Annotated in this window: 14 protein-coding genes; 6 read left to right on the forward strand and 8 right to left on the reverse strand. The window is 59.0% G+C overall.

From position 1 onward, the window contains the following. The first annotated feature begins 413 nt into the window (after window positions 1-413). Complete coding sequence (locus B7E11_RS09025; protein WP_080833507.1) at window positions 414-1,331, forward strand: ArsR/SmtB family transcription factor; 918 nt, start codon at window positions 414-416, stop codon at window positions 1,329-1,331. Between the two features lie 118 nt (window positions 1,332-1,449). On the opposite strand, the gene B7E11_RS09030 is transcribed toward B7E11_RS09025, so the two are convergent. From B7E11_RS09030 to B7E11_RS09045, 4 genes are all read right to left on the reverse strand, one after another. Next, window positions 1,450-2,259 (reverse strand): discoidin domain-containing protein, encoded by an 810-nt coding sequence (locus B7E11_RS09030; protein WP_342744461.1) that lies wholly within the window; start codon window positions 2,257-2,259, stop codon window positions 1,450-1,452. Between the two features lie 172 nt (window positions 2,260-2,431). Then, complete coding sequence (locus B7E11_RS30775) at window positions 2,432-6,763, reverse strand: chitobiase/beta-hexosaminidase C-terminal domain-containing protein (protein ID WP_176220662.1); 4,332 nt, start codon at window positions 6,761-6,763, stop codon at window positions 2,432-2,434. Between the two features lie 317 nt (window positions 6,764-7,080). Continuing rightward, window positions 7,081-7,410: a DMT family transporter gene (locus tag B7E11_RS09040; RefSeq protein ID WP_080833513.1), complete on the reverse strand. Its 330-nt coding sequence runs from the start codon at window positions 7,408-7,410 to the stop codon at window positions 7,081-7,083. Continuing rightward, a complete protein-coding gene (locus B7E11_RS09045) occupies window positions 7,407-7,997 on the reverse strand; it encodes a TetR/AcrR family transcriptional regulator (protein WP_080833515.1) in 591 nt (196 codons plus the stop codon). Before B7E11_RS09045 ends, B7E11_RS09040 begins: the two co-directional genes overlap by 4 nt. Before the next feature lie 135 nt (window positions 7,998-8,132). Here B7E11_RS09045 and B7E11_RS09050 point away from each other — a divergent pair, with 135 nt between their 5' ends. Further along, window positions 8,133-8,420, forward strand: coding sequence for a hypothetical protein (locus B7E11_RS09050; RefSeq protein ID WP_080833516.1), 288 nt, complete (start codon window positions 8,133-8,135; stop codon window positions 8,418-8,420). Between the two features lie 15 nt (window positions 8,421-8,435). Next, complete coding sequence (locus tag B7E11_RS09055) at window positions 8,436-8,795, forward strand: spore coat protein (protein WP_080833517.1); 360 nt, start codon at window positions 8,436-8,438, stop codon at window positions 8,793-8,795. A 68-nt stretch (window positions 8,796-8,863) separates the two neighbouring features. On the opposite strand, the gene B7E11_RS09060 is transcribed toward B7E11_RS09055, so the two are convergent. After that, entirely contained in the window at window positions 8,864-9,226 is a 363-nt protein-coding gene (locus tag B7E11_RS09060; RefSeq protein ID WP_245809662.1) for an SDR family oxidoreductase, read from the reverse strand. Between the two features lie 138 nt (window positions 9,227-9,364). Here B7E11_RS09060 and B7E11_RS09065 point away from each other — a divergent pair, with 138 nt between their 5' ends. From B7E11_RS09065 to B7E11_RS09075, 3 genes are read left to right on the forward strand one after another with little or no spacing between them, the layout of a single operon-like run. Then, complete coding sequence (locus tag B7E11_RS09065; protein ID WP_080833521.1) at window positions 9,365-10,189, forward strand: sugar phosphate isomerase/epimerase family protein; 825 nt, start codon at window positions 9,365-9,367, stop codon at window positions 10,187-10,189. Window positions 10,190-10,205: 16 nt separating this feature from the next. Further along, window positions 10,206-11,783, forward strand: a complete 1,578-nt coding sequence (locus tag B7E11_RS09070; RefSeq protein WP_080833523.1) for an FAD-dependent oxidoreductase — start codon at window positions 10,206-10,208, stop codon at window positions 11,781-11,783. A gap of 35 nt (window positions 11,784-11,818) precedes the next feature. Continuing rightward, entirely contained in the window at window positions 11,819-12,880 is a 1,062-nt protein-coding gene (locus B7E11_RS09075) for a Gfo/Idh/MocA family protein (protein WP_080833525.1), read from the forward strand. Between the two features lie 1,260 nt (window positions 12,881-14,140). Here B7E11_RS09075 and B7E11_RS09080 read toward each other — a convergent pair. The 3 genes from B7E11_RS09080 to B7E11_RS09090 form a co-directional block, all read right to left on the reverse strand. Further along, complete coding sequence (locus B7E11_RS09080; protein WP_080833527.1) at window positions 14,141-15,658, reverse strand: extracellular solute-binding protein; 1,518 nt, start codon at window positions 15,656-15,658, stop codon at window positions 14,141-14,143. 152 nt (window positions 15,659-15,810) lie between these two features. Then, complete coding sequence (locus B7E11_RS09085) at window positions 15,811-16,686, reverse strand: carbohydrate ABC transporter permease (protein WP_080833529.1); 876 nt, start codon at window positions 16,684-16,686, stop codon at window positions 15,811-15,813. 31 nt (window positions 16,687-16,717) lie between these two features. Then, complete coding sequence (locus B7E11_RS09090; protein WP_080833531.1) at window positions 16,718-17,665, reverse strand: ABC transporter permease; 948 nt, start codon at window positions 17,663-17,665, stop codon at window positions 16,718-16,720. Window positions 17,666-17,745: the final 80 nt, after the last annotated feature.

A 17,745-nucleotide genomic window follows, 5' to 3' on the forward strand; every position in this document is an offset into this window, starting at 1 on the left:
ACCCTCCCCGTAAATGTCCATGCCGGAACATGCATTTTCAACTCAAAGGGCGTTTCGCTTCTATGCTGCAGGCTTCAGGCTTATACTTGGAAGGAAGCGCTTTCTCGTCGTTGAACGTTCGCTGCCTCTGCCGCTTCCGACTCTCCCCGGTTCGTCGGCACCCCCCTGTTTCAAATAAATTTAAATTGATTTTGATTTTGTTGAATGAATGCGCTTGCAGGTTTAAAATATCATACGACCGGTACTTTGTAAACATAGAAACCTAAACCTTTTTATGTTTTTATGAAAAACTCTGCATTTATTCACTTAAACCACGGAATGGACCGGTAAGTTATTGATTTTGTTTTAAATAAATGTATAGTAAAATGAAGACGAACGATTTTCGACATTACAGATGAGGCAGGTTCTGTCGCATGATTTATATCAAGGACTTGATGAGCGGAATCGATATTTTTAAAGCGCTGAGTTCGGAAATCCGGATTCAAATCCTCGAGCTTCTGGCGAAGAACCCGTCCTTGAATTTGAACGATCTGGCGGGCAAGCTGAACTTGAGCAACGGCGCGATCACGATGCACGTCAAAAAGCTGGAAGAAAGCGGCTTGATCGAAATCAACACATCCGTCGGCAAGCATGGCATCCAGAAGCTTTGCTATTTGAATAAAGACAAATTGATGATCGATCTGCGCAAAAAAGACGTCAACAACCTGTACGAGGTCGAGCTTCAGGTCGGGCATTACAGCAACTACCAGGCGTCTCCCACCTGCGGGCTCGCCACGAAGGACAGCATTATCGGCGACTTTGACGACCCGCGCTACTTTGCCGACCCGCGGCGGATCGACTCGGAGATTATTTGGCTCGCGGAAGGGTTCCTGGAATACCGGATTCCGAATTATTTGAAGCCCAACCAGACGTTTCGGGAAATCCAGTTTTCGATGGAGCTCGGATCGGAAGCTCCGGGGTATTGCGACAATTACCCGTCGGACATCTATTTCTACGTCAACGGCATCGAAATCGGCTACTGGACGAGTCCCGGCGACTTCGGGGACGCCCGCGGCACGTTCAACCCGGACTGGTGGCCGCCGCATTTGAATCAGTACGGCATGCTCAAGCTGATCCGCATCAACCGCGAAGGCAGCTTTATCGACGGCTGCCGGATTTCGAACGTCACGATCGACCAGATCAAGCTCGATTACAAGAGCGAGTTGACGTTCCGGCTGGCCGTTACGGACAAATCCGTCAACAAGCGGGGAATGACGATCTACGGCAAAAACTTCGGCAACTACAGCCAAAATTTGCTCGCCCGCGTCCTGTTCGACGAGATCGAGGAATAAAACCGAAAGCGCACCTCCACCTCCCCCATGCATGCCTAAAAGGGAATAACGGCCGTTTCCGACCGTTATTCCCGGGTTCCGGGGCCGCTTGCCAGAAGCCGCCCGGCTCTATTTTCTTCTATGCTCCGTACACTTCGATCTCGGCGAACGCCATCCGGTAACGGTTCGCGTCCGTCGGATTCGGACGCAGGTTCGTGCCTTCGATTTTCACATAGCGCGCGGTTGCGGCCGGAAAGGCGAAGCTTTGCACGGCGTTGCCCGGCTGCGCATAGCCGGTCCGCGTCACCCTCGTCGTCCAGTTGACGTTGTCCGTCGACGTCCGGATCGTGAAGTCGATCGGAAAGTTTTGACCGACGTTGCCGGCGTCGTTGCGAGGGTACAGATCGACCCGGCCGACGGTTCGGGCGGCCCCGAGATCGAGCGTCACGGCTTCCGTATGATTCGTCGTCAGGCTGTTGTTGCTCGTCCAGCCCATCGAGCCGGACACCGAGTTCCGCTGGCCGTCCACCGCCTTCGAATACGACCAGTTGGCGTTTTCCACCGAGCTGGTCGCGGAAACCGTCGCGCCGGCCGCCAGGTTATCGGCGTCTCCGTACACCTCGAACTCCCACATCGAATAGCCCCAGCCGGTACCTCTTTGCGTGCCGTTCATTTTGACGTACCTGGCGTTGACCGGCGCGAACGCGATATCGTCCGTCCCCCCGTCACCGGCCGTCGTGCCGAAGACGGTCTGCCAATTCGCGCCGTCCGTTGACGTTTGAATCTGGTAGCTGCGTCCGTATGCGGCTTCCCAATAAATTTTGACGGCATCGATTTTCCGGGTCGAGCCCAGATCGACGGAATACCATTCCGCATCCGTATAGTTCGAGCCCCACCATGACTCAACTGGAGCGCTAGCGGGCGGGCGAGGCGGCGAGATGAGTACTATTTACTCAAGTGCGTGCGGCTGCATGCGTTCGGCGAGGCGAGTTGAGTCGTCACGACCCAACTGAAGCGTTAACTGGCGCGCGAGGGCAGCGAAATATGTAATACTTCGCTCTAAAAAGGGCCGAGCCAGGGCGGAATTTCTTCCGTCCTCGGCTCGGCCCCGGCCCGCCGGCTTACCCCGCCGTCACCGTTACCTTTATTTCGGCGCTGGCCGTGACGCCGCTGCCGTTGATAAGCTCGGCCCGGTACGTATACTCGCCCGGAGCTTTTCCGCCGATCGAAGTCGCGGCCGATTGCGCAGCGGGAGTCGCTGCCGTCAGGCTTTGCGTGTCGATCAGTTCCCCGTTTTCGTACAATTTGTACGTCGTGCCGTTCGTGCCCCACCACATGTTCATCGCAACCGTGTAGTCGCCGTTGCCGTCCCAATTGTCGTGAGACAATACCGGCGTTCCCGGCGAAGCGTCCGCGACCGTGACGGTGTGGGGCGCGCAAACGGTCGATCCGAAGCTGTTGATCAGCTCGCAAGTATAAACGTAAGTTCCGTTCGCCTTGCCGGAAATCGGGGTCGCTGCCCGCTGCGCTTCGTTCGAGCGGTCGGCCAGCCGCTCCTCGCGGATAAGCTGCCCGTTCTCGTACAGCTTGTAGGTCGTCCCGTTGTTCCCCCACCACATGTTCATCGCGACTTCGTAATCGCCGTCCCGCAGCCCCGTGTCGTGCCCGTTATTGTCCGACAGCACGGGCGTTCCCGGCTTGCCGGTCGCAAGCGGCGGCTCCTCCGGCGCGACTTCCGCGATCGTCACCGCGTCGACGAACGCGGTGCGGTCGCCGCCCGTCGTCGTCGCGATAAAGCGCACGTCGTGATAACCCGACGCCACCGTGAAGGCCTCCGTCTCGAACGCCGTAAACTCGGAGGCGGACGGCGGCGAATACGTGCCGACAACCGCGTCGCCCACGCGCACTTCGAACGTCTGCTGTCCGCCGAAGCTGCGCTTCGCCGCCTGGAACGCGATTTTATACGTGCCGGCCTTCAGGCGCACCGATTGATGGATTTCGCCCTGGGTGCCGTTTTTCGTTTGCAGATGGGCCGTCTGCACGCCTTCCGGCGCGTCCGCCGCGCCGAACGCCGAACCGTTGCGTTGCACGCCGGCCGTCAGGCTGAACGTCCAGCCGTTCACCATCGGCCCCGTCTTGACGCCGGTCGTTGCCGGCGACTCGAAGCCGCCGTTCGCCACTTCCGGCGCGAACGGAACCAGCCCGGCCCTCGCCGCGATCAAAGCGGCCAGCGCATCGTCCGTCTCCGCCTGCGTCGCGTCCGGGTCGTCCCGCACGGCGACCGCCCGCGCGACGGCCTCGGTCAGCGCCTGCCAGCTCGAAACGGAAAAATCGAATTCGGAAAGCGGCTCCGCCTCGATTTCCTGCACCTTGGCCGCGAGCGCCGTTTTGTCCACGTCGGCTTCGATCGGCTTGATCTGCACATTGTCGACGAACGCCGTATTGTCCCCGGTTGTCGTCGTGCCGACGAACCGGATCGTATGGTTCGCGGTTGCGGGCACTTCGAAGCCTTGGGTCGAATAGGACGCAAATTCGGTCGATTCGGGCGCATAAGACCCGATTTTCGTCGTCCCGAAATAAACGTCGAAGCTTTGCTGCCCGCCGAAATCCCTTGCCGCGGCCTCGAAAGCGATCTTGTATTTGCCCGCCGGGAAATTGACCGCTTGGCTGATTTCGGGAACGGCGCCGTTTACGGTTTGCAAATACGCCGTTTGCACGCCTTCCGGGGCTGTCGCCGCATCGAACGCCGAGCCGTTGCGCTGGACGCCCGCCGTCGCGCTGAACGCCCACCCGTTCGTCATCGGCCCGGTTTTGACGCCGCTGGCGGACGTGACGACCGGGGATTCGAAGCCCGCGTTCAGAAAGGCGGGCGGTGCGGGCGGTTTCGGTTCGCCGATCGTCACGGCATCGATAAAGGCGGTGTTGTCGCCGGTCGTCGAGGTCGCCCGGAACGTAATCGTATGCTTGCCGCCGTCCGTTTCGAAGCTGTCGGTCGCGAATTCCGTAAACGCCCCCGACGGCGCGAAGCTGCCGATGACCGTGTCGTCGAACAGGACGTCGAACGTCTGCTGGCCTCCGAAGCTGGTTCGGTTGGCCGCCATGAAGCCGACCGCGTACGTTCCGGGCTTGAAGTTGATTTCCTGGCTGAATTCCCCGTTCATGCCGCTGTCCGTTTTCAGATAGGCCGTCTGGTTCCCCTCCGGAGCGGCCGGCGGTTCGAACGCGCTGATATTCGTCTGGACGCCGGACCAGCCGTTAAACGTCCAACCGTTCGCGAACGGCCCGTTGCGATACTTCTCGACGGCCGGCTTTTCGAACCCGGCGTTGTAGAACGTGATTTCCGGCAGCTCTTCGGGAATGTCGGCACTATAGTAGCAGCGCTTCGCCGCGCCCGGATTCGGATCGCCGAACACGTCGTCGCCGCAGACGGTTCCCCCCGTCAGCACCTTGTAGTTGAACAAGCCGTCCGCCCCGTAGGCGACGACCGCCTCCCCGTCGAAAAAGCAGTAGCCGTCCTCGTACGCGCAGAACGAGTAACCGTCCGGCGCGTTGCTGATATCGTGGATGCGGTAAAACGACTGCGTGATGCCGGAAGCGTCAAGCCCCTCCTTCAGCGCGATCGCTTTGAGCACCTGCACGGTCCCGTTTTGCAAAATGACGGGCTTCGTATACAGCGGCGAAGACGCATTTGGCGCGCTGCCGTCGATCGTATAGCGAATTTCCGCGCCCGGGGTCGCCGACGTGATCGTCACGGCTTCCGCGGAATCGTAGACGCCGTAAGGCAGGCTGAATGCCGGAGCTTCGACCCGCGTCGGCACCGATCGGGGCTTGACCGTCACCAGCGCGATATTGTAGCCGTCCGGGTCGCTCGCGCTCGCCGCCTTGATCGCGACTCGCCGCTCGTCGTTCACGTCGGGCGGCGTGTACAGGCCGTTCGCGTCGATCGTCCCGTTGCCGCTGCCGATGACGCTCCAGACGACCCCGTCGTCATTGTCGATCACGTCCGCCGTCAGCTGCAGCGTCTCTCCTCCGGCCACGCTCGCTTCGAGAGGCGATACGGCCACCTGCGTCTGCGCGGGCTCCGTCGTGTAGACGACGACGCTGTAATCTTCGTCGATCGTCCCGTCGACGAACGAATCGCCCGCGGCGAAGGTGCCGGATACCGGCGGCAAAATCGCATTGCCCTCGCGAGCGATGTCGTCCTTGTACACGTGCTTTTTGAACGTTTTGCCGATATGGACTCCGTTAAAATCGAACTCGATCTCCTTCGCCTCTCCCGCCTTGCTTTCCAGCACGATCGCATAGTCGCCCGCATCGGTGCGGAAAGCGGCCGCGCGGATGTCCGGCGAGCTCGTTTCCACCTTCAGCACGTCGCTGTGCTCGGGCACGTACCGGGCCAGCATGCCGGCGGCGTAGTAGGTTTTTTTCGGAGCAAGCCCTTGCACGCTCGCATCCCACATCGTATAGTTGCCGTTCGTGTCGCCGTCGGGATCGGTGCTCCAGACGCCGTTCAGTTGCCAGACGAGCGCGGACTTCAGGCCCTTGTTGGCCGCTTCGATCACGTAATTGGCGAAGCCGGAATCCCAGCCGCTCATGTCGTCGCCCGACCAGCCGAACTCCGTCATATGGACCGGCTTGGAGCCGACGGCCGCCTGGCGCACGGCGATCGCGTTGCCCAGGTTGGCGTACGGCTCCCCGTACACGTGGAAGCTATAACCGTCGATGTGCGCGTCGGCGTGCTGCTTCATATACTCCGTCCAGCCCGGCGCGCCCGTCTCCTCCGGCGCCCAAATCTCGACGCGGTCGCGCAGGCCGTCGGCGGCCAGCCGCTGGCTGACCTTCGTGACGAGATCGGCGTAATACTGCATTTGGTGGGCCTGATCGCCTCCCGTCTCGAAATCCCAGCTGCCGTTCGGCTCGTTATAGAACGTCAAATACTTGATGTTGTCGTATCCGCGCCCGTCGATCAGCTCGGAGAGTGCGGCCGAAGCGGATTCCGCGAAAGCGTCCAGGTCCGCGGGCGCGCTCGTATACGGATCGACGCCGGGCAAGCCGAACCAGTCGTGAACGGCGGAGCCGTTTTTCCAGCCAAAGTTCAGCTCCACTTCGGTTCCGGCCTCTTTAAAGGCGTCGAGATACGGATAAAACGCTTTCATTTTGTCGCTGTCCCAAGTATAAACGCCCTTCGTCGGCTCCATCCAATCGATCTGGAACCACACCCTCGCCACTTTCGGTTTGAACGTTTGAATGCGCTTTCGATCAATTTCCCAGTAAGCCTCGTCAAAGCCATAGCCTGCCGATTTCGGCATCAAACTGCCCGGTATCACGTTGATGCCGATTCCCAGAAAATCCTCGGATACCGTAACGTTCGGATCGATTTCCACCGTGAAGGCGGAAGCCGCCGACGCTTCGGCCGGCCGGACGAGCCCCGGCGGCAGAACGATTAACGCCATGAATAACAACAAGCCCCATTTCCCGACCCGCGATCTTTTCCCCGACATTGCCTGCTCACTCCCTCATCGTATTGGTAAAACGCAAAACGAAAGGCAAGCGCCGTCCGCGCACGGAGAAACGAGCGTTTCCCCCATGACGGACGGCTCTAGGCTGCGTACTTCTATCGTAGGAAATACAGGCGGAAAAAAAATGAACAAAACCAAGGTTTGATTGAAAAATATACGGGTCGTCCGGCCGCAGGTTGAACGATTTTCGCCGGACTTGCCTGAATTGGCCATTTCGGCCGCATCGGATTTTCATCCTGCTTGGCGGTTCCTTACCCGTGCGCGTTCCCTTTCAGGTTCAGCACGACCACGCCCGCGATAATGAGAAGGATGCCGGCGACCGTCGTGACGCTTGCGGTTTCCTTCCATATGACGACGCCGATAATCGCTGTAACCGCCGTCCCTACTCCGGACCAGATCGCATAGGCGACCCCCAGCGGAATGTGCTGCAAAGATAACGACAATGAATAAAAAGCGACGCCGAACCCGGCGATCGTTCCCAAACTCGGATACAGCTTCGTAAAACTCGCGGAAGCCTTCAGCATCGACGTGCCGAACAGCTCCGCAGCGATGGCCAGCGCCAGAAACAAATAAGCTTTCATTGTGCATCCTCCCCCGTTGACGCCGTTTCTTCCGGATACAGGCAAATGCCCGCAAGCAGAAGATCGGCCATTTGCTCCAGCATCGATTCGAGCGATAGTTCCCGGCGATCGGCCGCGCCGCGGCTCATGAAATGATAAAGCCCTCCCACGTAAACCTGGACGAACACCCCGTCGTCAACCGGGCGAAACGCGCCTGCCTCGATTCCTTCCCGGATCATGGCCCGAATGTTGTCCCAGCCGTCGTTCATGTATTCGTCGAGCTTTTTCCACTGCTTCGGATACTTTTGCTGCAGTTCCTTCCATATGCGAACGTCGCGGAAAGCAAAGCCCTTGGGCAAGCAGGTCAGCGACCGCCGCAGCTTTCGCTCGAACGACAAGGAAGCGTCGCTCATCAAACGAGCCTCTTCCTCCTTGAAGCTTTCGATCGCCTGAGTCACGATATATTCGATCATTTGCTCCTTCGACTCAAAATACTGATACACCGTTTTCGTGCTGATTCCAAGGCGCCCCGCGATCTCCCGCATCGAGAACTTCAGGCCGTGCCCCGCGATTTCCTCGAAGGCGGCCTCTGCGATCCTCTCCTTCAAAGCCGAACCTCCCTTCGCTTCCGGAAAATAATTATAACATTTCGTTTTCCTTGTTTTCCACATGTTCGCGTTGGATATTTTTTCATTTATTCAGAGATGCTAAAGACGAATCCGAGCCAGGAAAGGAGAACTCCAATGCAACAAACGCAAGCCCAGGGCCAACAGCAGCAACAGCCCGTCATGCAGCAGCCCCCTCAGGTCATTACGACGAAAGACCACCTGTACTTGAAAGATCAGCTGTCTTGGGAACTTCTCGCCATGAAAAAATGCAGCCATTTCGCGGGCGAATGCACCGACCAGGAAATCCGGCAGGCGATCGACCAAGCGGGTCAAATGCACAAGCGGCATTACGAGCTGCTGCTCAAGCATCTTCAGCACAACAACACGGCCGAGATGCAAAAAGTGCGGCAGCTTCAGCAATAAAAGGAGGAAACTCGCATGAACCAGAGCCAAAATCCGAACGCGATCCAAAACCCGAAGCCGGCGAACGAGCCGCAGGTGAAAGGGCCGGAAATGAACGACCGCGACCGGCTTAACGACATTCTCGCGCTGGAAAAATACTTGACCGACAGCTTCAACGTCTCCGCCCGGGAAGCGAGCCATCCGGCCCTTCACCAGGACATCATGACGGTGCTGACGGAAACGCACCAATGCCAGTACCATATGTACGAGCTGATGTTCCGCAAAGGCCACTACAAGCTGGAGGCCGAGGAGCAGACGAAGCTGGACCAAAGCTTTCGGCAGTTCCAAAACTACTCCAGCCAATTCCCGTATCCCGCTGCCACGACGGTTCAATAAACGCCGAAAGGGACGATGCCCGCGGTTTTTCGCGGTTCGTCCCTTTTTCGTTTGCACGGTCCAGAAACTCAGATCTGAGAGCCGCCACCGTCCACGGGGAACTCGGCCCCGGCGGTGTAAGTAGCGTCGAACGCAAGGAAGGCGACGGCTTGGGCAACCTCAAGGGACTGGCCGAAACGCAGCATCGGGTTCTCCTGGCTCATCTGCGTCTTGGTCTGCTCGGCGGCTTCCTTCGGCATCGACCGATCCAGGATGCCTGTGTCGATGGGACCGGGGCTGACCGGATGGACAAGAAGATTTTCAACAGGATGCACGCCGTGCTGTCTTTGGTTCAAGATAACGCTACGCTGCGGCGCATCATGGAACCGACATTTAGCATTCCGCGGTACGATCTCACCTTGAAACAAGCGGTTATGGAATTCCCCGAACACCGCCCTCCTCTTCCTCATCAAACTACCACAAATGGTCATCGCCGTACCCTATTTTCCCTCCCGCTCGGTTTCTAGAATGGAACTATCCTATGAAAAAACGAATAGGAGCTTTAGCAAAACGCGAGGAGGTTATCACCGATGAAGCTGGCCTTGAGCATGTGGAGCGTTCATCGAATCGCCAGGCAGCAGTCGTGGTCGGCTCTGGATTTTCTGTCCTTCTGCCGGAAGGAAGGCATCGACCGGGTCGAACTGCTGAATGTGTTCTGGAAAAACGTCAAGGAAGAGCTGCCGGAGGTCGCGGAATATGCCAAGCGCCATGGAATCCGCATTGTCAGCTACGCGGTCGGCAACGACTTCGTCCAGAGCGATCCGGGCGCGCGGAACGAAGCTTTGCGGCAAATAACGGACGCTTTTCCGGTCGCGCGGACGCTCGGCACGGGCACGATCCGCGTTTTTTCCGGCAATTTGAAGGACGGGTTCACGTTCGATTCGGCGCTGGCGTATATCGTGGGCGGATTAGGCGAAGCCGCCGCCGAAGCCGAGCGTCAAGGCTTGACGCTCTGCCTGGAAAACCACGGCATGCTGGCGGGAACCGGCAAGCAGGTGCTGGACATTATCGAACGGGTCGGATCGGAGGCGCTCCGCTCTACGTTCGACACGGGCAATTTCCTGCTCGTCGGCGAAAATCCGCTCGACGCGCTGGACGTTCTTCTCCCCTATGTCGGCCACGTGCACATCAAGGATTTTTACGAAGCCCCGGACGGCCCTTACCGGTCTCTTGAGGGCAAAACGTTCCAAGGCATCGAAGCCGGAAGCGGCCTCGTCGACCTGGACGTCATCGTCAACCGCTTGAACGGCGCCGGCTATGCCGGAGCTTACGTGCTCGAATACGAGGGCCCCGGCGACGAAGCCGCCGGCATTCGGGCGAGCTACGAGTACTTCGGCACGCTATCCCGGGACTAGGAGGTATCGACAGCAGATGGGACGCGAAATTGCAGCCGATATCGTCATCGTCGGCGGCGGAACCGGCGGCTGCGCCGCCGCCCTGGCCGCAGCCAAAGCCGGGCGCACCGTCGTCATGACGGAGGAAACCGCCTGGATCGGCGGACAATTGACGAGCCAGGCCGTGCCTCCGGACGAGCATCCGTGGATCGAATCGTTCGGCTGCACGGCCGATTACCGGAAGTTCCGCGACGGCGTGCGGAGCTATTACCGGGACCATTTTCCGCTGACCGCGGAGGCCCGTTCGCGCGGGGCGCTGAACCCCGGAGGCGGCTCCGTCAGCCGTCTGTGCCACGAACCGCGCGCGGCGGTCGCCGTTCTGGAGCAAATGCTCGCCCCATATGAAAACAGCGGGCGTCTCGCCATTCTCCGCCGGCACGTGCCGGTGCGGGCCGAAACGCACGGCGACAAAATCGTGTCCGTCGACGTTCGCAGCCTCGATTCGGGCGATGTCGCGCATCTGACCGGAGCGTACTTTCTCGACGCGACGGAATGCGGCGATCTGCTGCCCCTGGCGGGAGCGGAATACGTGACCGGCGCGGAATCCCGGGAGCAGACGGGCGAGCCGCACGCCGTCGAGGGAGCTCCGAGGCCTGATGATATGCAGGGCTTCACCTACTGCTTCGCCATGGACTATCTCGAAGGCGAAAACCACGTCATCGACAAGCCGGAAATGTACGGCTTCTGGCGCGACTATAAACCGGACTTCTGGCCGGATCGGCTGCTCAGCCTGACGGGCGTGAAGCCGGCGACGATGGAGCCGGTCCGGTACAGCCTGTTCCCCGGGGAGTCCGGCGGATTTTCGCTGTTCCGTTACCGGCAAATCGCGGACGCCGGCAACTATGTCGGCGGGCTGTACCGCGGGAACGTCTCGCTCGTCAACTGGCCGCAAAACGATTATTGGCTCGGGTCCTTCATCGACGTGCCGGAGGAGGAAAAGGAGAAGCACCTTCGGAGCGCCAAGCAGCTCAGCCTGTCGCTGCTGTACTGGCTGCAGACGGAGGCGCCCCGGCCCGACGGCAAGCAGGGCTATCCCGGCTTGCGGCTTCGAAGGGATGTCGTCGGCACCGAGGACGGCCTCGCGATGTACCCGTACATCCGCGAATCCCGGCGCCTCCGGGCGGAGTTCACCGTGCTCGAGCAGCACGTCGCCGCGGACTGCCGGCCCGACGGGCGGGCGGCGGCGTTCGCCGACAGCGTCGGCATCGGCTGCTACCGCATCGACCTCCATCCGAGCACGGGCGGGCAGCCGTACATCGACATCTCGTCGCTGCCGTTCCAGATTCCGTTCGGGGCGCTCCTTCCGGTACGCGTCGACAACCTGCTCGCCGCGGGCAAAAACATCGGCACGACCCATATTACGAACGGCTGCTACCGGCTCCACCCCGTCGAATGGAACATCGGGGAAGCGGCGGCTCTCTGCGCGGCCTACTGCCTGGATCGCGAGCTGAGCCCGCGCGGGCTGCGCGCGCGGCCGGAGGAGCTGGCCTCGTTCCAGCGAATGCTGACCGGAAACGGCGTCGAACTGGCGTGGCCTGCCGTCCGCGCCGTCTGAATATACTTCACTAAACGGGGAAAGAGGGATCAACCATGAGCCAAATCGGAATCGGCGTCATCGGTCTCGGATCGATTTCCGAAATGCATTTGAAATCGTACCGGAACAACCCGGACGCCCGCCTCGTCGCGGTATGCGATCTGAACGAGGAACGCGCCCGCGAGAAGGCGGACAAATACGGCGTTCCGCACGTCTATACGGATTACCGCGAAATGCTGAAAAATCCGGACATCGACGCGATCAGCGTCTGCACCTGGAACAACACGCACGCCCTGTTCGCCGTCGCGGCGCTCGACGCCGGCAAGCACGTGCTCGTCGAAAAGCCGCTTTGCAAAACGGTCGAGGAGGCGCTCGACATCGAGGCCGCCGTCAAGCGTTCGGGCAAACAGCTGCAGGTCGGCTTCGTCCGCCGCTACGGCTCCAACACCCAAATCGTCCGGTCCTTCATGGAAAGCGGAGAATTGGGCGAAATCTATTACGCCAAGACGTCGTGCATCCGCAGATTGGGCAACCCGGGCGGCTGGTTCGGCGATATCCAGCGGTCGGGCGGAGGCCCGCTGATCGACGTCGGCGTGCACGTTATCGATTTGTGCTGGTACCTGATGGGCCGTCCGAAAGTGAAATCGATCAGCGGCAACGCGTACAACAAGCTGGGCAACCGGGCCAACGTGCGCAATTTGAACTACTACAAGGCGGCGGATTACGACGCGGCTCTCAATACGGTGGAGGATATGGCCAACGCCTTGATCCGTTTCGAGAACGGCGCTTCGCTTTACGTGGACGTCAGCTTTTCCCTGCACGCCAAGAAGGACGAACTGACCGTCAAGCTGTACGGGACGAAAGGCGGCGTGGAATTGGAGCCGGAGCTGACGTTCGTGCTGGAAAAAGAGAATACGATCCTGAACGCGGTGCCGCAGATCAACCATTTGACTTTCGATTTCGCCTCGGGGTTCCAGGCGGAAATCGATCATTTCATCGCCGTATGCCAAGGGAGCAAGGAAACGCTCAGCCCGGTCGAGGACGGCGTCGAAATGATGAAAATCCTGTGCGGCGTTTACGAATCCGCCAGGCTCGGCAAGGAGATCGTGTTTGACTGATTCGTTGGCCCATCGGGTTTACGGGGGCGTCCGCATGCGGGCGCCTTTTTTAATGTTACAATTTAGTAAAAACCCGGTTCAACCGCGGAGGAGGACGCCGCCGGCTGTTCGGCAGGTTGGATGCTTAAAGAAGGAAACGTCGCAATTCAATTCTGTCCGGCAGAAGGATATAGGGTTGGTTATATTCGAAAAAAAAGCGTCCTTGGGGCGCTTTTTCGGGCTGCATCCGGGACGCGCAAAGCTACGTTGGATTTCGTCCAATCAAACTCGGCCAATTCGCAGAACTCGCCGCTTTCGTTGGATTTTGTCCAATCTAGCGAGGTTAATTCAGGTATTTCGCACGAATTTCGCGTTCCTCGTTGGATAAAATCCACTGTAGATCGGGGCCTCCTCGTTTTTCGTTCCGTAGAGTGGATAAAATCCAACGTAGGCTTGCCGATGATCCTGCTCAACCGCCAAACTCACCGCATCCCTGTCATGTGGCGCACCCCGTGCGCTACATGGCCGTCAAACTCGCCGTATCCACGCCATGTGACGCACCCCGTGCGCTACATAGCCGTCAAACTCGCCGTATCCCCGTCATGTGGCGTACTCCGTGCGCTTCATGGCCGCAAAACTCACCGTATCCCCGTCATGTGGCGCACCCCGTGCGCTACATGGCCGTCTAACCCGCCGCGTCCCCATCATGTAGCGCACCCTGTGCGCTACATGGCCGTCAAACCCGCCGCGTCCCCATCATGTAGCGCACCCCGTGCGCTACATGGCCGTCTAACCCACCGCGTCCCCATCATGTAGCGCATCCCGTGCGCTTCATGGCTGCCAAACCCGCCGCGTCCCCATCATGTAGCGCACCCCGTGCGCTACATATTCGCCAACCTCCGTAATATGTAAACTTCGTCCCAAAAGAAATCGCCCCCCGCCGGAATTCGGAATCCCGGACGGAGGGCGATTCTATTACGCGCCATGCCCGCCGTGTTTTGCAGCTTCCGAAGCGAAGAAGCGTGAGCGGTTTACCGCGACTTTGAACGCTTGCGATACTGATTTGAGTTGCGAGACTTCCAACATCTGCGATACTGCAACTACGGTTTACCGCGACTTTGAACGCTTGCGATACTGATTTGAGTTGCGAGACTTCCAACATTTGCGATACTGCAACTACGGGTTACCGCGGCTTTGATCGCTTTCGACACTGAATTTGAGTTGCCGCACTTCAAGTCATAATACTTCGACATCGAATCGCGGCAACTTCGAGCGCTTAACTTACGGCGACTTCGAGCTCTTGTACCAGTTGTTGGCGCCCTCGGTCATTTCGGCGCCGCCCTGCTCTCGCCATCTTTCCAGGAAAGCGTCGTAATTGGACATCGGCTCCGTGCCGGCGATGAAGTTGATCATGTAGTCGAGCTGGAGCTGCATCAGGTTGAGCTTGTTTTTGGCGACTTCCGGAATCGGCGGCGCGAGGGCGAGCGGGTCGGTGACGATCAGCCCTTCGGCGTTCGCCTGGATTTTCTCGAAATACGATTGCAGAATCGGGTCCTTGCGGACGCGCGCCTGCCAGTAAGCCGGGTAGTTCGTCTCGTCCACGCCGGTCATGAAGGCGCTGGCGTTGTTCAGGTCGTCGTTGAACGCGGGCAAAATCGGGTAGTAGGCTCCGTCCTTGACTTCATGATGAACGCCCTCTTTTCCGATCGCGAGCTCGATGAAAACGTCTTTTTGCAGCTTGGCATCCAGGAACTTGATGGCGTCTTCCTTGTTTTTGGCGAATTTCGGCACGACGGCGTACCAGGTCGTTCCGCTCTGCGCGTAAACGGTCGCCTTTCCTTCCTTGTCCTTCAAAAACGGCACGAGCGACACCCGTGCGTCCGGGAAGTTCTCGGTCAGCGCGTTGATCGTGGCGGGCGAGTTGTACCAGGCGATCTTGAACATGGCCGCCTGGCCGCCGGAAAACTTCTCGATCGCCTTCGCGTTCGTGTTGAGCGGCAGCTCGATATCGAGCAGGCCTTCCGAATACAGCTTGTTCATGTAGGTCAGGAAATCCCGCATCCCCTGGGTTTCCACCTGGTGCACGAGCGTGCCGTTCACGTCCGTCCAGTCGGTCGTCACGCCGAACGTCGCCGCGATATCGCCGAGCAGCGAGCTGATCGCGTCCTTGCTTCCCGTAAGCGGAATGACGTTTTTCTTTTCCTTGAACGCCTTGAGCACCTCGTACAGCTCGTCGGTATTCGTCGGCATGGACAGTCCGAGCTCATCCAGCCAATCCTGCCGCACGACCAGCTCTTCGCTGATCGCGATGCCCGCGCCCGTCTCCGGGATGCCGTAGATTTTCCCGTCGATTTTGGCGCTCTCCCAGGACGCTGGGGCGATCGCCTGCCGAATGTTCGGACCGAGCTGCTGCACCAGATCGTCGAGCGGCTCCAGCGCGCCGGAGCTGGCCAGGTTGTAAAATTGCGCCGCGTTCAGCTTCATCACGTCGTAGGGCTCCTCGTTCAGCACGAGCAGATTGAGCGCTTCGTCCGCATTTTCCGCAGGAAGCATTTCGTAGTTGACGGGATAGCCCGTCTTTTCCGTAATGACTTTTGCCGTGTACTCCTGGTTCGGATCGAACGCGCTGTACTGCATGAGTACCCGCAGCTCCGGCTTGGACGAAGGGGAAGACGCCCCCCCGGACGCGGACGGCGAAGAGCTTCCCGCCCCCTGCCCTTCCGGTTCGTTGCCCCCGCAGGCGGCGACCGCCACGGCCAGTACCGGGACGAAGACGAGCTTAGCCATTTTTCTGATCATGCGCAAACCCTCCCATAGTAAATGTTCATGCGGATCGACCGGCATACCGAAAGGCCGCTTGGCCTGTTCGCTCTCTTTCCTTTTTGGCCATCACCCCCGTCAACGGATATCTCCCGCTTCCCAAAAGCGGCTTGCGCCGGCACGCATCCGGCCTACTCTTTGACCGAGCCGACCAGCACGCCTTTGACAAAATATTTTTGCAGAAACGGATAAACGATCAGAATGGGGACGGTCGCGACCAGAATCGACGCCGCCTGGATGGACTGGGGAGCGGTATTCATTTCCGCATCCGCGTTGATGGCCGCATTTCGGATAAAATCGCTCGAGGCGGCGAGCAGCTCTTTCAGGAACAGCTGCATCGGCTTGAGGCTCGGATTGGTAATGTAAATCATCGCGTTGAAGTAGTCGTTCCAGTAGTACACCGCGAAGAAAAGCGCGATCGTGGCCAGCACCGGCAGCGACAAAGGCAAGTAGATGAGGAACAGAATGCGCAAATTGCTCGCGCCGTCGATTTTGGCGGATTCCTCGAGACTGTCCGGCAGCCCTTCGAAATAGTTTTTGATGATCAGCATGTTGTACACGTTGACCATGGCCGGAAGGAACAGCACCGGCAGCGTGTTCACGAGGTTCAAATTGTGCATGAGCAAATAGGTCGGAATCAGGCCGCCGCTGAACAGCATCGTGAAAATAAACAGCAGGAGCAGCCACTTGCGCCCGCGAAGCCGGGGCTTGGACAGCGGGTAAGCCGTAATCGTCGTGACGAACAGGCTTAGCGCGGTGCCGATCAGCGTCAGCGTCACGGACACGCGGAGAGCGTTCAGAAACGCATCGTCCTGCAGGACGAACCGATAGGTGCCGAATTGGAGGTCGATCGGCAGCAGGCTTACCCTGCCCGAGACGACGGCGTTTTCGCTGCTGAGCGATTTCGCGAGCAAATTGACGAAAGGCAGCAGCGTCGTAAGGCCCATCAGCGTGAAAAACGAATAGTTAAAAACGTTGAACAATCGTTCCGGCCACGAAAGTCGCATAGGTTCGTACCTCCTTCATCGATGTCGGCCGTCACCAGATGCCGCGCTTCAAATATTTGCGGCTCAGGTAGTTGCCGGAGATGACGAGAATGAAGCCGATGACGGATTCGAACAAGCCGACCGCCGTCGTAAAGCTGTACTCCTGCCGGCCCATGCCGACCCGGTAGACGTAGGTTCCGATGACATCGGATACTTTGTATACGGTCGGGTTGTACATCGCCAAAATTTGCTCGGTCCCGGCTTCGAACAGGCTTCCGAGGCGCAGGATGAACATGAGCACGATGATCGGCGCGATGCCGGGCAGCGTAATGTGCCAAATTTGACGGAAGCGGCTGGCGCCGTCCATGCGGGCCGCCTCGTAAAGTCCGGGATCGATCGTCGAGAACGCCGCCAAATATACGATCGTGCTCCAGCCCGTTTCCTTCCAGCCCGCCGTCGCGACGAGGACGCTGCGAAAATAATCGTTGTTCATAAAAAAGGCGATCGGCGCGAATCCGAGCTGTTCGAGCCATTTGTTGACGATGCCGCCGTGGACCGACAGCAGGTCGATGAACAGGCCGCTGACGATAATCCAGGAGAGGAAGTGAGGCAGATAGATGACCGTCTGGATCGACCGCTTGAACGCCATGTTTTTCAGTTCGTTGAGCAAAATCGCGACGATAATCGGAAGGGGAAACAGAATGACCAGCTTGAGCAGGCTGATGATCACCGTGTTCCGCAGCACGAGCGAAAAGTCGCTCGACGTGAACAGCCGCTCGAAATGCTCGAATCCGACCCAGGGGCTGGCGGCCATGCCGTCGAAAATGTTGAAGTCCTGGAACGCGATCGAAATGCCGTACATGGGGGTGTACTTGAACAGCAGGAGGAAGCAGATGCCGGGCACTAGAAGAAGATACAGATCCCACTCGCTGCGAATGCTCGTCCAGGCGGACGTCCTCTTTCGAGGGGATCGTAGAAGGTTCGGTTCGCGGGAAGCCATCGCATATCCCCCTTATCCTTTGGGCTGGTTGGTTTACAGCTTCAAGTTTAGGGGGAAACGGGCGGCGTTAGTAGGAGAGG

This window comes from Cohnella massiliensis (genome assembly GCF_900169535.1).
Lineage (GTDB): Bacteria > Bacillota > Bacilli > Paenibacillales > Paenibacillaceae > Cohnella > Cohnella algarum.